17 protein-coding genes and 1 tRNA gene are annotated in these 16574 nt (G+C 54.4%); 9 read left to right on the forward strand and 9 right to left on the reverse strand.

The annotated features are described in order from the left end of the window. Nucleotides 1-43: 43 nt before the first annotated feature. The 5 genes from AB7M25_RS13445 to AB7M25_RS13465 all read left to right on the forward strand — a co-directional run bounded on the left by AB7M25_RS13445 (nucleotide 44) and on the right by AB7M25_RS13465 (nucleotide 5561). Nucleotides 44-1078, forward strand: coding sequence for a phage late control D family protein (locus AB7M25_RS13445; RefSeq protein ID WP_454237442.1), 1035 nt, complete (start codon nucleotides 44-46; stop codon nucleotides 1076-1078). A 201-nt stretch (nucleotides 1079-1279) separates the two neighbouring features. Then, entirely contained in the window at nucleotides 1280-2074 is a 795-nt protein-coding gene (locus AB7M25_RS13450; RefSeq protein ID WP_454237443.1) for a DNA adenine methylase, read from the forward strand. Between the two features lie 66 nt (nucleotides 2075-2140). Continuing rightward, nucleotides 2141-2605 (forward strand): hypothetical protein, encoded by a 465-nt coding sequence (locus tag AB7M25_RS13455; RefSeq protein ID WP_454237444.1) that lies wholly within the window; start codon nucleotides 2141-2143, stop codon nucleotides 2603-2605. A 983-nt stretch (nucleotides 2606-3588) separates the two neighbouring features. After that, a complete protein-coding gene (locus tag AB7M25_RS13460; protein WP_454237445.1) occupies nucleotides 3589-5112 on the forward strand; it encodes a hypothetical protein in 1524 nt (507 codons plus the stop codon). Between the two features lie 8 nt (nucleotides 5113-5120). Then, complete coding sequence (locus tag AB7M25_RS13465; RefSeq protein ID WP_454237446.1) at nucleotides 5121-5561, forward strand: hypothetical protein; 441 nt, start codon at nucleotides 5121-5123, stop codon at nucleotides 5559-5561. A gap of 286 nt (nucleotides 5562-5847) precedes the next feature. Here AB7M25_RS13465 and AB7M25_RS13470 read toward each other — a convergent pair whose 3' ends face one another. The 3 genes from AB7M25_RS13470 to AB7M25_RS13480 form a co-directional block, all read right to left on the reverse strand. Further along, on the reverse strand, nucleotides 5848-6204 hold the full coding sequence (locus AB7M25_RS13470; protein WP_454237447.1) for a hypothetical protein: 357 nt from the start codon (nucleotides 6202-6204) through the stop codon (nucleotides 5848-5850). A gap of 566 nt (nucleotides 6205-6770) precedes the next feature. Next, nucleotides 6771-6980, reverse strand: a complete 210-nt coding sequence (locus tag AB7M25_RS13475) for a hypothetical protein (protein WP_454237448.1) — start codon at nucleotides 6978-6980, stop codon at nucleotides 6771-6773. Between the two features lie 246 nt (nucleotides 6981-7226). Beyond that, nucleotides 7227-9380, reverse strand: a complete 2154-nt coding sequence (locus AB7M25_RS13480) for a flavin monoamine oxidase family protein (RefSeq protein ID WP_454237449.1) — start codon at nucleotides 9378-9380, stop codon at nucleotides 7227-7229. 413 nt (nucleotides 9381-9793) lie between these two features. On the opposite strand from AB7M25_RS13480, the gene AB7M25_RS13485 reads away from it, so the two are divergent. Beyond that, nucleotides 9794-9943 (forward strand): hypothetical protein, encoded by a 150-nt coding sequence (locus AB7M25_RS13485; protein WP_454237450.1) that lies wholly within the window; start codon nucleotides 9794-9796, stop codon nucleotides 9941-9943. A gap of 55 nt (nucleotides 9944-9998) precedes the next feature. On the opposite strand, the gene AB7M25_RS13490 is transcribed toward AB7M25_RS13485, so the two are convergent. Together AB7M25_RS13490 and AB7M25_RS13495 are read right to left on the reverse strand one after the other, a co-directional pair. Next, on the reverse strand, nucleotides 9999-10208 hold the full coding sequence (locus AB7M25_RS13490) for a hypothetical protein (RefSeq protein WP_454237451.1): 210 nt from the start codon (nucleotides 10206-10208) through the stop codon (nucleotides 9999-10001). Between the two features lie 203 nt (nucleotides 10209-10411). Continuing rightward, nucleotides 10412-10499: transfer RNA gene (locus AB7M25_RS13495), tRNA-Ser, on the reverse strand. Nucleotides 10500-10622: 123 nt separating this feature from the next. On the opposite strand from AB7M25_RS13495, the gene AB7M25_RS13500 reads away from it, so the two are divergent. Beyond that, entirely contained in the window at nucleotides 10623-11294 is a 672-nt protein-coding gene (locus tag AB7M25_RS13500) for a Bax inhibitor-1/YccA family protein (protein WP_429389085.1), read from the forward strand. Between the two features lie 60 nt (nucleotides 11295-11354). On the opposite strand, the gene AB7M25_RS13505 is transcribed toward AB7M25_RS13500, so the two are convergent. Both AB7M25_RS13505 and AB7M25_RS13510 read right to left on the reverse strand, forming a co-directional pair. Further along, nucleotides 11355-11684 carry a YceK/YidQ family lipoprotein gene (locus AB7M25_RS13505; protein ID WP_429389084.1) on the reverse strand — a complete coding sequence of 110 codons (330 nt, stop codon included), beginning with the start codon at nucleotides 11682-11684 and terminating at the stop codon, nucleotides 11355-11357. Between the two features lie 56 nt (nucleotides 11685-11740). After that, entirely contained in the window at nucleotides 11741-12178 is a 438-nt protein-coding gene (locus tag AB7M25_RS13510) for an Lrp/AsnC family transcriptional regulator (RefSeq protein WP_007973356.1), read from the reverse strand. 136 nt (nucleotides 12179-12314) lie between these two features. On the opposite strand from AB7M25_RS13510, the gene AB7M25_RS13515 reads away from it, so the two are divergent. Further along, entirely contained in the window at nucleotides 12315-13208 is an 894-nt protein-coding gene (locus tag AB7M25_RS13515; RefSeq protein WP_454237452.1) for a DMT family transporter, read from the forward strand. 15 nt (nucleotides 13209-13223) lie between these two features. On the opposite strand, the gene AB7M25_RS13520 is transcribed toward AB7M25_RS13515, so the two are convergent. Both AB7M25_RS13520 and AB7M25_RS13525 read right to left on the reverse strand, forming a co-directional pair. Beyond that, nucleotides 13224-14264, reverse strand: a complete 1041-nt coding sequence (locus AB7M25_RS13520; protein WP_454238354.1) for an FUSC family protein — start codon at nucleotides 14262-14264, stop codon at nucleotides 13224-13226. Between the two features lie 44 nt (nucleotides 14265-14308). After that, nucleotides 14309-15934 carry an NADP-dependent glyceraldehyde-3-phosphate dehydrogenase gene (locus tag AB7M25_RS13525; protein ID WP_015094851.1) on the reverse strand — a complete coding sequence of 542 codons (1626 nt, stop codon included), beginning with the start codon at nucleotides 15932-15934 and terminating at the stop codon, nucleotides 14309-14311. A gap of 253 nt (nucleotides 15935-16187) precedes the next feature. Between AB7M25_RS13525 and AB7M25_RS13530 the strand changes: the two genes are divergently transcribed. Further along, a complete protein-coding gene (locus AB7M25_RS13530; RefSeq protein ID WP_429389078.1) occupies nucleotides 16188-16574 on the forward strand; it encodes a c-type cytochrome in 387 nt (128 codons plus the stop codon).

Here is a 16574-nt window from a genome sequence, read left to right on the forward strand (position 1 = left end):
CCAGCCCGCTCAGTGCGGGCTTTTTCTTGCCTGGAGTACCACGATGCAACCGCTGTTTCGTATCGTCGCCGACGGCGCCGACATCACCACCTTGATCGATGATCGGCTGGTTTCGCTGCAGCTGTCCGACCGGCCCGGCATGGCTTCGGATTCGTTTGAACTGCGCATCGATGACCGCGACGGCGCGGTGTCGCTGCCCGTTCGTGGCGCGAGCATCGAGATCTATCTGGGTTACGCCGGTGCCGACCTGACGCGCATGGGCCGCTACACCGTGGACGAAGTGGCCGTCTCCGGCCCGCCGGACACACTGGTGATCAGCGGCAAGGCCAGCGACATGCGCGGCAGCGGTAAGACCACCCGCAGCGGCAGTTGGGAGGACGTCAGTCTGGCGCAGATCGTCGGCGACGTGGCCGCGCGCAATGGCTGGCAGCCGTCGTGCCCGGTCGACACCCGGGTGCCGCGCATTGACCAGCTCAATGAATCCGACTTCAACTTCATCACCCGGGTGGCCAAGAAGCACGACTGCACGGCTAAGGTGGCCGACGGCAAGCTGCTGGTCTTGCCGCGACAGGGCGGGCAGAGCGCCAGTGGAAAGGCCTTAGCGGTCATCACCCTGCAGCGCAGCGATGTCACCCGCTGGCGGTTTCTTTTAAGCGATCGCAGCGCCCATCAGGGTGTCAGCACCCAGTACCAGGACCCGGCCAGCGGCGAGCTGCTCATTTCGCACCTGGACAATCCGAATGTGCCCGAAGGCCTGCCGCCGGTGCATACCGATCGCCATATCTATCCGGACCGCACAGCGGCCGACGAAGCGGCCAAGGCCCGTCTGGCGGCGTTCAATCGTTCGACCGCCTCGGTGCGTCTCGATCTGCCGGGGCGTACCGACCTGTTTGCCGAGATCATGATTGAGGCGCAAGGCTTCAAGCGCGGCCTCGATGGTGAATACCTGGTGGAGTCGGTGGATCACACTTTCACCCCGTCCGGGTGGACGGTGTCGGTGGAGTGCAATGGCGGCAAGGAGGGCAAGGCCAAGGCCTCCGGCAAGCCGCAGAAAGTCGTGCTTGAAGTACCGGATTGACCGCCCGGGCGTATGAGTCGTCCCGAGTCAAAAGTTTCAAAAAATCAAAGTAAAAGGAGCGGCCAGTCTGGTTGCGTCAACATCCAGCCTGGCCACCGTCCCTGCAGATTGTCCCTGCAAGTCCCGCCAAGGCTCCTGCTCTGTGCACAAAGCAGAGCGAGCCTAGCACCTGTTTATTTATACAGTAAAGGTCTTGCTATCATGTCCACCCCTATCATCCCTTGGATGGGCGGCAAACGCCGTCTGGCCGATCGCCTCATTCCGCTGTTCCCACCCCATGAATGCTACGTCGAAGTCTTTGCCGGCGGCGCGGCGCTGTACTTCATGCGTCCCCAGGCGGCACCGGTGGAAGTGCTCAACGACATCAACGGCGACCTAGTGACGCTGTACCGCGTCGTACAGAACCACCTCGAAGAATTCGTGCGCCAGTTCAAATGGGCGCTCAGCTCGCGCCAGGTGTTCGAGTGGCAGAAGATGACCCGTGTCGAAACCCTCACCGACATTCAGCGCGCTGCGCGATTTTTCTATCTGCAGCACCATGCCTTCGCTGGCAAGGTGTCCGGTCAGACCTTCGGTACCGCCACCACCACTCCTTCGATCAACCTGTTGCGGATCGAAGAAAACCTTTCGGCTGCCTGGCAACGTCTGTCAGGCACCTACGTGGAAAACCTTCCCTGGCTGGAATGCGCGGAACGCTACGATCGGGCGCATACCTTCCACTACATGGACCCACCGTACTGGCAGACCGCAGGGTATGGGGTGGATTTTCCCTTCGAGAACTACGAGCGCATGGCCGACTTCATGCGCCGCTGCAAGGGTAGGGTGATGGTCAGCATCAACGACCATCCGGACATCCGCCGGGTGTTCGAAGGCTTTCACTTCGAGACGCTAGACATCCGCTACACCACGACCAACCAACGGCAGGGCAAGGCTGAGGTCAGTGGCGAACTGGTTATCATGAACTGGGTGCCATCAGAGTTGGGAGGGCTTTTCTGAACCTGCTACAGTGAGAGGTGGTTGAAGTGTGATTAAATTTATCCTTGATGTGTTGAGGGAAGTGCAGTGTTAAAGCATTGGATGGCGGCTTTGGCTATTACATCACTTTATTCTTCAGCATGTTTCGCGGATTCCTCTAAGGAGCTTGATAGGCTGGCGGCTATTGCAGCCGACTATTCAAGGTGTGCAAGGGTGGTATTGGCTAATTTCGAGTCAGATGAGGAAAGTCGGAAGGTAAGCAAGTTGTTTTTTCGGGAGACTATAAAAAATATCAGGAAGATGGTTGATCTTGAGTTGGCTGCTGGAGACGTTAACATTGTTTATAATGTTGACGTGATGGGGCGCGATGTGTTGGTTGGTTATTTGTTGAAAGGTTTTGCAAGTGAGAGTGATGATGAAAAATCAACTGCAAAAAAACTGAATGAAGAAAATAACTGGGATTGGAAAAAAACAAATAAAAAACTATGGTCGCAGTATGGCTGTAGTACGATCTACGAAAGCCTCCTGCACAGTGTTAATTCCTCAAAATAAATTGAGCAAAAACTTCCGCTATTCTCGAAATAACTAGGTACTTTCCATACGAAATACAAAGCTCACCCTCAGGAGTTACTGAGTTATGGAGGGCGTGCCTGCGTGCTTCTAACGTATCGGGTCGGATTTTGGAGTTATCGCATGTTTGTCTGATTGGATCTAGGTGTAGGTTGGAAGCCGACCAGAGGTAAGCGCTCGGCTTCACAGTTGAAAAGATTTGGTTAGGGAAAATTTAGGGCAAAACGTGTGCCGTTTGACACCGCTACAGATCAGCAGATTTGATGCATAGCCTATTTGTAACGGCCTTAAGCGGTATACCGGGTATGCTGAAAGGGGGGTGAATCTCTATCCATGGCCACACAAGGTCGTGCCTCAGCGACCACAATCCAAGGTGGACGGTCGTGTTCTAGATTGTTATCAAGCAACCAGCCCGCGCTCGAACCAAACGCGAGAAAGGCCTTAGAGATCATTTACTTTTATGTTGGGGAGTGTTGGAAGGCATTTAGAAGCTCCCTGTTAAGTACGGCGCCAAAATCATGGTCATATTGTACAAGCTGTACTGTCTTAATCTCTATAGCTCAAATCGGAGGCACGGTAGAACCGCAGATTGAACGCAAGCTAAGCAAATCCTACGCCACTGGGATGCCGTCTCATGGCATCCCCTCAGTAGCCTACGCAACTGTGGTCATCACTGCGTCCGATGCCGAGGCGGACTGGCGAAGATGGTGGATAGAGGCTATCGTCAATTTCGGCTTCAGTAACAAGCATGCCTTGTGAGCAGATTGTTAAAGACTCAAGAGCTTACAAACTTGTCGCTATAGTCACACTTGCGTCTTGTAAAAAATAACGCTTGTGCTTGCAAAGGTCTGGCATGTTGCATGAGCGTTAAAAGTGAAGGCGCCAAGGCAAAAATTTAAATTTCTTCATGCGGCATGGATGGTAGATAGGTTTAGAACTCTTAAGTTATTTAAAAGGAGATTTATATGGCTCAGTTAAATATCAAACCGTCGGACTCAGCCCTTCCATACGCTCTGGAGCAATACTATGCTGAGCTATTAAGACTCGTGGGAGAGCGAGGTGGTCAGCCAGTGCTTCTGAATAACACCATTACAACTTTGGATGTTAATGAGAAAGCTCCATTCTATACAGAGGGGGTATTTAGGCAGTTTGCAGACAGGAAATTTAAGCAGTCACCTGCAGACCTAGGGACAGCAGTGCAAGCCGAACGCTTTTCCTTTGAGTACGAGCGTGTTATTGACATAGCATCTTCAGACATTGATGAGGGTCTAACAGAGGATGTCCGAAACAGGATTGAGGCTAACCAGCGCGAAGTTGCTCGGGTAACTCGAGAACTTGTCGCTTTCGAAACAGGGATCTCAGAGAAGTGGGCCGTCATAGTCCAATCAGAAAATTTGAAACCTGAAAGCCCAGCCTATCAACTTCGCCACATTAACTTTCTAGAAACCATTTTGTATGCTGATCAGCGGCAGGTCTATACAGATGATATCGCAAGTTATACGCGAAAGATTGACAATATTAGGAGCTCTTCCTATAGTTTTGCCCAAAAAAAATTATTGCAAGCCAAAATTGAACTTGCCGAGGCTTATAAAATAGCACGCCCATGGAATATTTATTTTGAGAGGGACTTTCCGGGTGCCACAGTTTTTACCTTTGCAGATCCCAAATATCGCTCGCGTCAGCTTTGCGATGTCTCTGCTGCCCTCTACCCAAGTATCAATTTAGTAGAATTTCAAAAGAACACTCTTGAGCATCGACTAATCTCCGTTTCCTCAACCACCACCCACGAGGAATCACACGCGCGGACTTGGGGGGCAGCGGGTGGTGGCTCCTTTAGTCTTTTTGGCATCAACGTTGGAGGCGGCGGCGGTGGGTCAGGAGAGTCCAGTTACAAGAGTGCATTTAAAAGTGTGCGCAGCTTTTCAATGGACTTCGCAGGTATGGAAGAAGTCTACACGCAGCCTGGCCTTTGGTACGATCCAAGTCTTTTTAGCAGTCAAGAATTGAAGCCAGTATTTGATCTAATTCCGGGTGCTAGAGATTTGGAGTTCGTTGCAGTCTCTTTAATCATTGCCCGCGGTTTATCTTTAACTGTAGAGTTTGGCGATGTCCTTGAGACCGAAGAGTGGTCTAAAAGAAATTTTCATGGACGAGGCGGGGTGTCAATTTTTGGCTATAGCTTTGGCGGGTCTGCAGGTTCCTCTAGCTACGATTATGATTTAAAGTTATCAGAAGACAGAAAAAAAGTCACATTTACGGATGACCCTAAACATTGCCGCTTACTAGCCGTTCGACTTGAAAGGATTTATCACCCTGCTCGTGTGGATGTGCCAGAGCGCCATATGCAGTTCGGAAGTAATGCTAGTCTTGCTTTTCAACAAGGGGTATTGACTGGAGCTCTTTCGCATGCGAACTATCAAAAACTTAAGATTGAAGGTTTTTCCGATGAGGCAATTGCCCAAGTCTTAACGTTTGACAATAGATCATGACAGCTGTCATGGTTAAAATAAAAGCGATCTCCCTTGCTGTCGTCTGCGTGCTGGTAAGTTCTTGCGCATCGGTTAAGCTCTATCCTGTTTGTTTTTTTGATACTGTTCAACCGGACGCTTCTGCTAAGTCAAAATACATTGAGAGTTTAACTGCTACTCTGCGAAAATTTGATAAAGCAGCTGAGTCTAGTCAAGACGGAAGATGGCTCATCGCACGAACTAATGTACTAGATCATCGTAAACTACAGGATATTTGGCCGTCTCTCGCTTGTATAGGTACTGTTACAAGCGGGACCGAAGTTAAGCGGAGCGCGGATTGTGTTCGGTTTATCTCGGGGCAGCTTAGTTCTGGGGAATATAAAACCTTTGATATTAAGTTAGATGACATTGCTTTAAGCGATGAGGCGCCGGGGAAGCCTTATGTTATTTGCTGGAGGTCAGCTAAATAATATAAATGCAAATGGTGGTGCAGTATTTCGGCATTTTTGATGCAAAGTGCGCCTAGTTTGGTCGGGGCGCTGGACAGCAACGACAGTGCTCATGATTGGAGTCGAAAACGGTTGCTTAAAATTTTCTAGGCAACCACTCCGCCCTTGATCTGAACCCATGGGTCGGCTGCGAATATGGAATAGACGAATTTTTCCTGTCTACGCTTACCGTCGCCGGCTTAGTAACTCAAGGAGATTACTCCCCGAATATCGTCCGCAGTATTCTGAAATTTAACCGGAACTTTTACTACGCGGGTGTAGACATCACTTCAAACTTGGCGGTGCTTGTTCCACCGATTGGTGGATTGATATAAGTTTCGACATCGTAGGCGGTGGCACCCGAACAACCAATTTCTATCTCTCTAAGCTCCGTAGCTTGCAGCTTCAATACCTCGGTGCCTTGTCGCAGTTCTTCACCTTGCTGAAGGAAGCCCAGGACTAGCCACAGGAACGCGGCCGGACCGAAAACGCCGGCGAGGAAATCCCCGATCTCGTTGAGGGGGCGTGTGTGTAGTTGTCCCACTCGCTCCCACACTAGAGCCCCAAGTCCGATCAAGTAAATGGATGTAATGACGCCACCGATCATCCCTAAGCGTTGACGCATTTACTTCTCCTTCACTTGTGTACTTTCAAAAAGTGTCGAGCTCTGGCTTGTACCAATTTTGTATCGCCATCTAGTTTGTATGCGCGGTGTTTCAGTGGAAGCTTTTTGCCAAGTATCAGCTCAGTTGTTGATATGAAAAAAAAGGCTATGTTTCTGTATTGTTTTTGGTGGGTGATAGTTGGACGGATTTATAGGTGCGCATTGTAATTCATAGGCGAAAAATTTGTTTAGAAGCTGTCGAATAGGATAGTAAGATTGGCGCTCATTTGAAGGAGGCGACAGCGCCCCTAATTTTTTGGCTATCCGTGGCTCAGTAGTCGAACTCTAGGCTGGGCTTCCTACATTTCAGTATAGTTTCTTAAATCCTTCGAGCCTTAAAAATGGCCTGCATAGCTGCACGCCAAATTTTAATTATTTAAAAAGTCCAAGAATGCATCAGCTAATGCCTATTCTAGTGGCTCTATAGTCGCTTGTCTGTCTAGTCCATCAGTAAGGCGACTTAACTTGGCTCGTTATTGGGCTGACTCAGCAGTTACGAAAGCGGAGCCCAGGGCTGGACAGAGAAATCACTCACGTGTCATGAGCACCGCGAGTGTCATCTTGATGAACTCCTCATTGCGGTCGATCGTGTCCAGGGCGCCGCGCACGTTGTCGGCTACGTCGGCTGACCCACGCTGTTCAACCCAGTTTGAAAGCTCTAGGATGGCGGCCTCAAGCGCGAGCTGGTTTTCGTTGAGCTTGAATAGCAGGGAAGGGAGCAGGTCTGAGTTGGGCATCGCGATTCCTCCGTGGAGATTTCAGCGTAGCAGTCGTCAAACGTCGGGGGAGAGAAGAAGGGCATGGTCGGCAGGACGCTGGGGGAGGGGCTGAGGTGAGGTGAAGTGTTGGCGGAACTAAATAGCACTCCAAAAATAAGGAACCCCTGAGCTTCTATGAGAAGGCCAGGGGCTCTGCGTCTCCGTAGTCCAACTTGGCTGTTTCTGGTCTTGCCGCTTGAAAGATAAGAACGCAGAAACTACACGTTATGTCATCGAGTCGTTCCAGAAGTCCACGGCAGCTGTTTGGGCATTGGTTCCAAATCGCCAGATAAAGTCTGGATCCACGAACTGAGCAGTGCGTAATCCGGTCTCAGCAGCTGCACCCAATATAGCATACAGTACCGCTGACGCCGAGTTCACTCCGGCATAAAGCGGCCCTTCGATCCAGCCGTCCAGAAAAAACGCGGACTCTCCAGCGAGAAACACCCGCCGGTATTCTTGCGGAATGCCATCAGGCGTCCCCGGAATGTACCTTTTTGGATTAACCACCGTGTACTGAAACGCCAAAGCTGCATTGTAATTATATTGCCCCGCCAGCAGGAGCCTGAATGCGCCCTGAATATAGGGTTCATTATGCCATTCAATTTTGAAGGTGTTGCCCCCGCCAATGCCGGCGCTAAAAAAACTAGCGTTAATAATATTGCCGACATCATTGGCAACGGTGGCGTCAGGATTGTTGGAGGACATGCCAATATAACTTAAGGTCAGCTGATTGGTTGCCAATGCATATTGCGCATCATCGACGTTGCCAGGGTTGGGGGTCGGAATCGGCAGCGGCAATGGGTGATAACGCAGAGAGTCAAACCCATTCTGATAGGTCAGCAAAACCGAGTATTTCGATGGGGGGATGTCTGCGTTCGGGAAAATTGCTGTTTGCCCTAGCAAACGGTCGGTCACGATCCACCTTACTTTCTGGTTATCGGCTGTTGGCCAATTGGAGCCAGATAATAAAGTTTCGTCCGTTGCGGCCCAGATTTTGGTGGAAGGATAAAATTCGACGTTGCGAATGGATTCCCGAATTTGTTTGGTGTAAAGCGTCAGTGGGTCGCTGAGATTATCACCAAGCGATGCATAAGGGCGCTCGATCTGTCCGACAATTGGGGGGGCATTTGTGCCTTCGTCGAGCAGCATGGGCTGCATCATGGCGGGATTGCCAGTGGCCATGATGATATAATCGAACAGACCTTCTTTAAGATCGGTACCACCCGGTTCTATATAGTTGAGCGATACTATATTTCGGGAGGCCCCGCGTCCTATTCTTATATTAAACGCTGCGCTCATGATGACTTCTATAGCCGGATTCAAGTCAGTACTGAGCTTAAGAAATGACTCAGCGAATCCCGAAGAAGTGAACTCAGGTCCCCAGCGGTACAGCGCCTCATAATTCCACAGGTCGTAGCGAATAAAGTCCACCATCGAGGTTGGGAAATCCTGCCCCATCCCGCCGGTGCCAAACCCCACCGCCTTGAACATTCTTACGTCACTCTCCGTCCAGTTAGGCGCGTCAGGGTTGTGTGGAGTCGGCGGGGTCTGCAATTGGGTCCGGACAAACGTCTCCAGGCTCATCTTGTCGAATTTGTTGATGATGCCGCTCCAATATGCCTGAAGTCGTTTCTCATCCACTGCCGAGAGGGTCGGCTGTTTTAGCACTCCAGCGGCGTGCTCTAGCGTCCAGGTCAAGTGCCCCTTCGGATCGACCATAATCGTAGTTTCTTCAACGAACACCCTGTCAAAGTCATCTCCCAGATCAGAGACGCGTTGCGGCAGCCCGAAATTTAGATCATTCGGGTTGGAAATCCAGGTTGATGTGTTGCCCTCGACATTCAGTGCCGTTGCGACGATGCCGGGATTGGGGAATGGTTGGAAGGTTGGATTCTGAGCAGCTGGGCTATCCGGGTTATCGTTTACAACCGTTTTCTTGAAGTAGTGCCACATCAATTTTGCCGTATCAGGAAAGCGCATTGCGCCCATTTCTGCGGGATCGGCTTCACCGGGACTCGTTGGGGACTCTGTTTCGAAGTGTTCAGTGAAACATCTGCCGCCAATACGCCCGGAGGCTTCGAAGAGTGTCGGTGTCAACCCACAGCGGGTTAGTTCGTAGAGCGCGCAAAGTCCGGACATGCCTGCGCCAATAATGGCAACTCGGGTTCCTTTCTGTGTGGAGTCTAAGACTGCAAATGGGGCAGGATTGTCTCGCACTACTTCGGCGTAATTCGCAGCATAGACATCCACAATACGGGTGACGCCAGTATTTAGGCTATCCAATGTCCTTCCGGTGGGCAGAACTCTCCGACGTCTGCCAAACGGTACAATTGAATTGACGAAACCGCCAAATGCATCATAGGTAGGAAATGACATGATAGCTCCTTTTATCAAGTGCGCTGCTTTAGGCACCATCTGTTAATGGTGGGAAGCTGCAGTACATAACTGTTATGAGGGTCGCTTTGATATATACGGCTGTAAGTAATCCTTGACTTTTTCCTGCTCCAACACTGCGTCTGCTCTACTTCTTGTAATGTCTCTGCCAGAATGCTCAAGTTGAAATTTGAGGAAATAAATGCCTGTAACAGAAAAGTTATCCGTGCAAACGCCTACTTTTCGAGTCAAACAGTATTTGTTATTTAGATAATTGTTTAGGCTGGATCCAATTGTAGTGGATCCAAGGGTAGCCCTGTCTTGATCGTTTACTAAATAATATTAGGGAATTAAAAAAATTCCCAAATGAGTTATAGAAAGACTCGCCTGGCCTTGCGGGCCACGGCCAGGGGGCTATGTCCGTCCTCGATCTGATGCCGCCGGCGCTGCGTCCCTGGGCGATCGCCCTGAAGGGCTGCCTGAAGGTCAATGATGAAACCATCTATTTGAATGCCTTGAGGAAGCGTGGTTCAGCTCTCCTCAAGAACCTCGATTTGGTTGACTGACTTCCTCAGGGCGTGAAGCTGCCGGTCAGCATTGGCTGAAATTGGCCGATTGCAGTCATTCCGGCGCCATCATCACCGCGAGCGTCATTTTGATGAACTCTTCATTCTTATCGATTGCTTCTAGGGCACCGCGCACGTTGTCGGAGACGTCAGCCGATCCGCGCTGCTCGACCCAATTCGAAAGTTCCATGATGGCGGCTTCCAGGGCAAGCTGGTTTTCGTTGATTTTGAAGAGCAGGGAAGGGAGCAGGTCTGAGTTTGGCATCGAGAATCCTCGGTTATGAGGTCAGCGTAGCACTGCGTTTCATGAAGGATTTTTAACCGTTGGCAGGGCGCCGGGAGAGGGAAAATCAGGAAAGTTTTGTAACGGTTATCAAATAGTTTTGTAACGACCTCCAGAGGCTGCACCGATTCACAGGCTCCAGAAACGACAAAGCCCTGAATAATCAGGGCTTTGTCGTATAAAGATGGCGGAGGCGATGGGATTCGAACTCATGGACCTGTTACAGTCGACGGTTTTCAAGACCGTTGCCTTAAACCACTCGGCCACACCTCCGTTTGCGTTGCGGGCGCCATAATACCTGAATGAAACACACTGTCAAACTCTCTGCATAGCTAGTTACAGAGTGTCTGTTATGATCTTTGCGACTGAACGTTTCAAACCAACAGGAGTGTCGCCATGCGCGAACAGGATTACGCAGTTAATAACAGCGTGCAGGCTGAGCAGCTAGAGGTTAGCCGCGTCCTGCGCAACACATACGGCTTGCTCGCCCTGACCCTCGCATTCAGCGGTGTAATGGCCTACGTTGCCCAGCAGATGCGTGTTGGCTACCCGAACGTTTTCGTGGTGCTGATCGGCTTCTACGGTCTTTTCTTCCTCACCAACAAACTCCGTGATTCGGCCTGGGGCCTGGTGTCGGCATTTGCCCTGACCGGTTTCATGGGTTTCCTGCTCGGTCCGATCCTCAACCGTTACCTGGGTATGCAGGGCGGCGCTGAAGTGGTCAGCTCGGCCTTCGCGATGACCGCGCTGGTGTTCGGCGGCCTGTCGGCCTACGTGCTGATCACCCGCAAGGACATGAGCTTCCTTGGCGGTTTCATCACGGCAGGCTTCTTTGTGCTGCTGGGTGCGACGCTGGCGAGCCTGTTCTTCCAGATCAGCGGTCTGCAACTGGCGATCAGCGCAGGTTTCGTGCTGTTCTCCTCGGTCTGCATTCTGTTCCAGACCAGCGCCATCATTCACGGCGGCGAGCGCAACTACATCATGGCCACCATCAGCCTGTATGTATCGATCTACAACCTGTTCGTCAGCCTGTTGCAGCTGTTCGGCATCATGGGCCGTGATGATTGATCGTCGGCCTTGAAGTAAAAAACCCGCTCAGGCGGGTTTTTTATTGCCTGGAATCCGGGGTTACTCGGTAATGACAATGCTGCCGTCAGCTTGCTGGCGGTAGAGGGTGTAGGGTAACAGCAACGTATCCACCGCCCCGGACACGACCGCGTCGAGCAGCACGATGGCGGGGGCGGGGCCATGTACCTGCGCATCCCGACCGTTTTCGAGGGGCGCGTTCAGGTAGCAGAAATCGTAGGTCACGCCGCTGTAGATTCGCGGTACCGCGCCGCAGTAACTTTTTTGGTCCTTCAGGTCCTTTGCGGCCACTTCATCACTGCGCATAACCGTCTGAATCGTGCCGCAACCCGCAAGCATCATTGCCATCAGTAGCATCGCCTGAGTTTTCATGCCGTCAATCCTTCGCCGGAAACCATCAATCTACTTCAGCCTGAAGCAAATATCACTCACGCCATGGGCGGCAACCGGCGCTTGACCGGGGTTTTCTTGACGATGGCCGTATTGGTTTCAGCGTGGGTGTTGAGGCGGTCGAGCAGGGTGTCCAGTTGTTCCATCGAGCGCACGTGCAGGCGTGCGATGAAACAGTCGTCGCCAGTCACCTTGTCGCACTCGGTGAATTCGGGAATGGCCATGATTTGCCGCTCCACCTCTTGCAACTGGCCCGGCAACGGGCGAATACGCACGATGGCCTGGAGTTGATAACCGAAGCTTTTCGGGTCGATTTCAACGGTGTAGCCCTTGAGCACACCGCGCTCTTCCAGGCGGCGCAGGCGCTCGGCAACACTGGGGGAGGACAGGCCGCTGATTTGCGCCAGGGCCTTGAGTGAGCGTCGCGAGTCTTCCATCAGGGCCGTGATCAGCACTTGGTCGATGTCATCGGTCATGGCGAAACCCTCTGTTAGGCATTTTTTCAAAACTGCCTTCATAAAAAAGGCCGATTCAGAGTTTAGCCTGCTTTTTGCTATGGAGTGGCGCTGTGGTGCATTGGCATACTTTGGCCACAAACACAGGAGTCTGATGATGGACAAATCCCTACGCCGCGGTTCGTTTGAAATGACGGCCGCCATGCTGATCTCCGGCACCATCGGTTGGTTCGTGCTGGTGTCCGGGCAACCGGTACTGGATGTGGTGTTCTGGCGCTGCCTGTTCGGTGCCGGCACCTTGCTGCTGATTTGCGCCGTCTTCGGCTTTCTGCGCCCCGGCATTCTGACCCGCACCACGTTTTTGCTCGCCGTGCTCAGCGGGGTGGCGATTGTTGGCAACTGGGTGTTGTTGTTCGCGTCCTATTCCCGGGCGTCGATTGCCATCGGCACCGCCGTCTATAACGTCCAGCCGTTCATGCTGGTGGGGCTGGCGGCGCTGTTTCTCAACGAAAGGATCACCGCGCAGAAAATGGTCTGGCTGGGCGTGTCGTTTCTCGGGATGTTGGCCATCGTCAGTGCCCATGGCAGCCAGGGCGAGAGCGGCAGCGATTACCTGACGGGCATTGCCCTGGCATTGGGCGCGGCGTTTCTCTATGCGATTGCCGCGCTGATCATCAAGCGTTTGACGGGGACGCCACCGCACCTGATTGCGCTGATCCAGGTCAGCACCGGCGTGTTGTTGCTCGCGCCATTGGCGAATCTTTCGACACTGCCGCAGGCGCCGAGCGCATGGGCCAGCCTGGTGACACTGGGCATGGTGCACACCGGTGTGATGTATGTGTTGCTGTACGGCGCCATTCAAAAACTGCCGACTGCGCTGACGGGCGCGCTGTCCTTCATCTATCCGATTGCGGCGATTTTCGTTGACTGGTTTGCCTTCGGCCATCGTCTGGAACCGCTGCAATGGATCGGCGTCGCGGCGATTCTGCTGGCCGCTGCCGGCATGCAACAAGGCTGGTCGCTGAAGTTTCGGCGCACGGTGACGCCGTAACCCGCGACCCAGGTGTCAGATGTTCCAGCGCGGTGCGTTCCTGGCCAGGCGCTGGCGCATCTCGCCGATGTTGGCGACCAGTTGTCGGGTCAGCAGGCGATAGCCGTCCAGCCTGTTGTAGACCGGTGCATCGAGGCTGACCAGCGGCACCTCCATGGGCCGATCGAGGCGCTGGGCGGCGCCTGATTTCAACGCCCGGGCCATGCCGATCAATTGCACGCGAATCTGTCGATGTTCGACTTTCAATGCCGTTTGCAGGAGCGTCATGGCCTCGGGGTCATTGGCATCCGGTCGGGTATTGCCAAGGATTTCCAGGGTGCTGACACACATGCGCAGGTTGCGCTGGATGGCATCGAGCTCGGTCATGGAAATCTTCACTTCCTTGGACACCGACGGCATCAGTGAGCGCAGTTGCACCATCGCCGCATTCAGGCGCGTCATGAGCTTGAGGTGTTCGTCGGCGGTGATGGCCTGGCCGTCAATGATGCGCCCGTAGACTTTCGCGCAATCACGCAGCGCATCGGCCAGGTTGTAGCGCCAGGAATACACCGCGTACAGCGGCAGGGCGAAGGAAAACGCCAGGGCCAGGGCAATGCCGATCAGGATATCCACCCCGCGCCACAAGCCATCGGTGACCGGGTTGTCGCCATGCCCGGCGACGATGAACACGGTAATCGCCGACAGCAGCGCGGTGTAGCCGCCCTTGCCGATGGCGTGATACGAGAAGAACCCGCAGACCACCGACATTGCGAAATAGGTCAGCCAGGGCATTCCGAGCCAGGCCTGTTGTGCCACCAGCGCCAGGCCGACACCGGCACCGATCAAGGTGCCGATGGCACGCTCGGCGGCTTTCTTGCCGATGTTGCCGTGGTGCTGCAAGCCGCCGATCACCACCAGCATGGTCACCGACGCCCATTCACCGTGGGGCAGTTTGATCCCGGTGGTCAGCAGGATCGTCGCCAGCAAGCCGAGCGACACCCGCACCGCATGGATCACCCGCGCATGGCGGTAGCGGCGGTACGGGTCCAGCAACGGACGCAGCAATCGGCGCAGCAGCGGTGGCAGTCGATCGGCGCTGGATGTACTCAGGCTGGCTCTCCTCAGAAGATGTAGTCGGTGGTCAGGAAGCTCGAACTGCGGCCACTGATGATCTCGCTGATCAGGTCCTTGTTGGTCTCCTGGAACTTGGTGGCCACCAGCGTGCGGATCGAAAACACCCGCAGTGCGTCATGCACCGACAGGGTGCCTTCGGCCGAGTTCTTGCGACCATTGAAGGGATAGGTGTCCGGGCCACGCTGGCATTGGGCATTGAGGTTGATGCGCCCGACCTGGTTGGCGAAAGTGTCCACCAGGCGGCCGACCGCCACCGGATTGGTGCCGAAGATGCTCAACTGCTGGCCGAAGTCCGACTCCAGTACGTAGTCGATCACGGTATCCAGATGACGGTACGGCACGATGGGGATGACCGGGCCGAACTGCTCTTCCTGATAAACCCGCATCTGCGGCGTGACCGGGTACAGCACCGCCGGGTAGAAGAAGGACGCCCGGGCCTCGCCGCCGTTGGGGTTGACCACCCTGGCGCCTTTGCTCTCGGCATCCGCCACCAGTGCATGCAGGTAGTCGACCTTGCCCGATTCCGGCAGGGGCGTCAGGGCGACGCCACTTTCCCAGGGCATGCCGGGTTTGAGGTTGGCGAGCCTGGCATTGAATTTGTCGATGAAGGACTCGACCACGTCTTCGTGGACAAACAGGATCTTCAGGGCCGTACAGCGCTGGCCATTGAACGACAGCGAACCGGTCACCGCTTCACTGACCGCATTGTCCAGGTCCACTTCCGGCAGGACGATGCCCGGGTTCTTCGCATCCAGGCCCAGCGCCGCGCGCAAGCGGTGGGGTTTGGGATGGAGTTTTTTCAGGTCGCTGGCGGCCTTGTTGGTGCCGATGAAGGCGAAGATGTCGATCTTGCCGCTGGCCATCAGCGCACTGACCGTCTCGCGGCCGCTGCCATAGATGACGTTGATCACCCCGGCCGGGAAGCTGTCGCGGAAGGCTTCCAGCAGGGGGCGAATCAGCAGCACGCCCAGTTTCGCCGGTTTGAACACCACGGTGTTGCCCATGATCAGCGCCGGGATCAGCGTGGTGAAGGTTTCGTTCAACGGATAGTTGTAAGGCCCCATGCACAGGGCGACGCCCAGCGGCACACGGCGGATCTGGCCGAGGGTGTCCTGTTCCAGTTCGAAACGGCTGGAGCGGCGATCGAGCTCTTTCAGCGCGTTGATGGTGTCGACGATGTAGTCGCAGGTGCGGTCGAACTCCTTTTCCGAGTCCTTGAGGTTCTTGCCGATTTCCCACATCAGCAACTTGACCACGGCGTCGCGCTGCTCGCGCATGCGCCCGAGGAAGGTTTCGACGTGCTGGATGCGCTCGGCCACGCGCATGGTCGGCCACAATCCCTGGCCGCGGTCGTAGGCGCGCACGGCAGCGTCGAGGGCGGTCAATGCGGTGTCGGCATCGAGCAGCGGCGTGCTGCCGAGTATCACTTGTTCGTCGCCATTGGCACCGGTCAGGTACACCGGGCTGCGGACTTGGGCCAGTGGCCCGTTCCAGGTTCTCAGTACGCCATCGACCAGGTACTCACGCTGTTCGGTCTGGCCGTCGAGGCGGTACTTTTCCGGGATGTCGGCGGGGCTCGGGAACAGGTTCTGGAGAATATTGGCTGTGGTCATGTCGCTACCCCTCTGGATTGGGTGATGCACTGATGAATCGTTTTAGCAGACCTCAGCAACCCTTGTCATGACTCATCTCAGCGTTTTGTCGTTCGCGGATCTATCGATGCCCTCCGTCATGGCCTCAGAAGCGCCCCTTGTTGGCCCCCAATGCCCTCAACCCGCCCGGGTGGAGTGCCTTAGTGTTGAGCTCTCCTTGAGCACAACAAAAAAGCTGCGCCCGGCCGACCGGGCAGCCACTGAGAGGACAGCCATGCGGGCAAGCCGATTAACTGAAAAGCCTAGCCTTTGTTTGGCCTTGGCGGGGGGCGTCTTTGCGGCGTTGCTGGCGGGGTGCGGCGAAGAACCGAAAAACCCGCCGAGCCGCAGCGAAGCTGGCGCCGCGAGGCCTGCCGACGCCGAGCTGGCGCAGGTCTACGACAACAGCTGCAAGCTTTGCCACGCCAACCCGGCGGCCGGGGCACCGCTGACCGGCGACATCAAGGCCTGGGCGCCACGGGTGCTGCAGGGCGCCGACTCGCTGCTCGATCACGCGATCAACGGCTACAACGGCATGCCGCCGATGGGCATGTGCATGCAGTGTTCGCAGGAACAGTTCCTGGCACTGATTGCCTTTATGTCCGGCCAGCAAATCCAATAA

This window comes from Pseudomonas sp. AP3_22 TE3818, assembly GCF_053628995.1.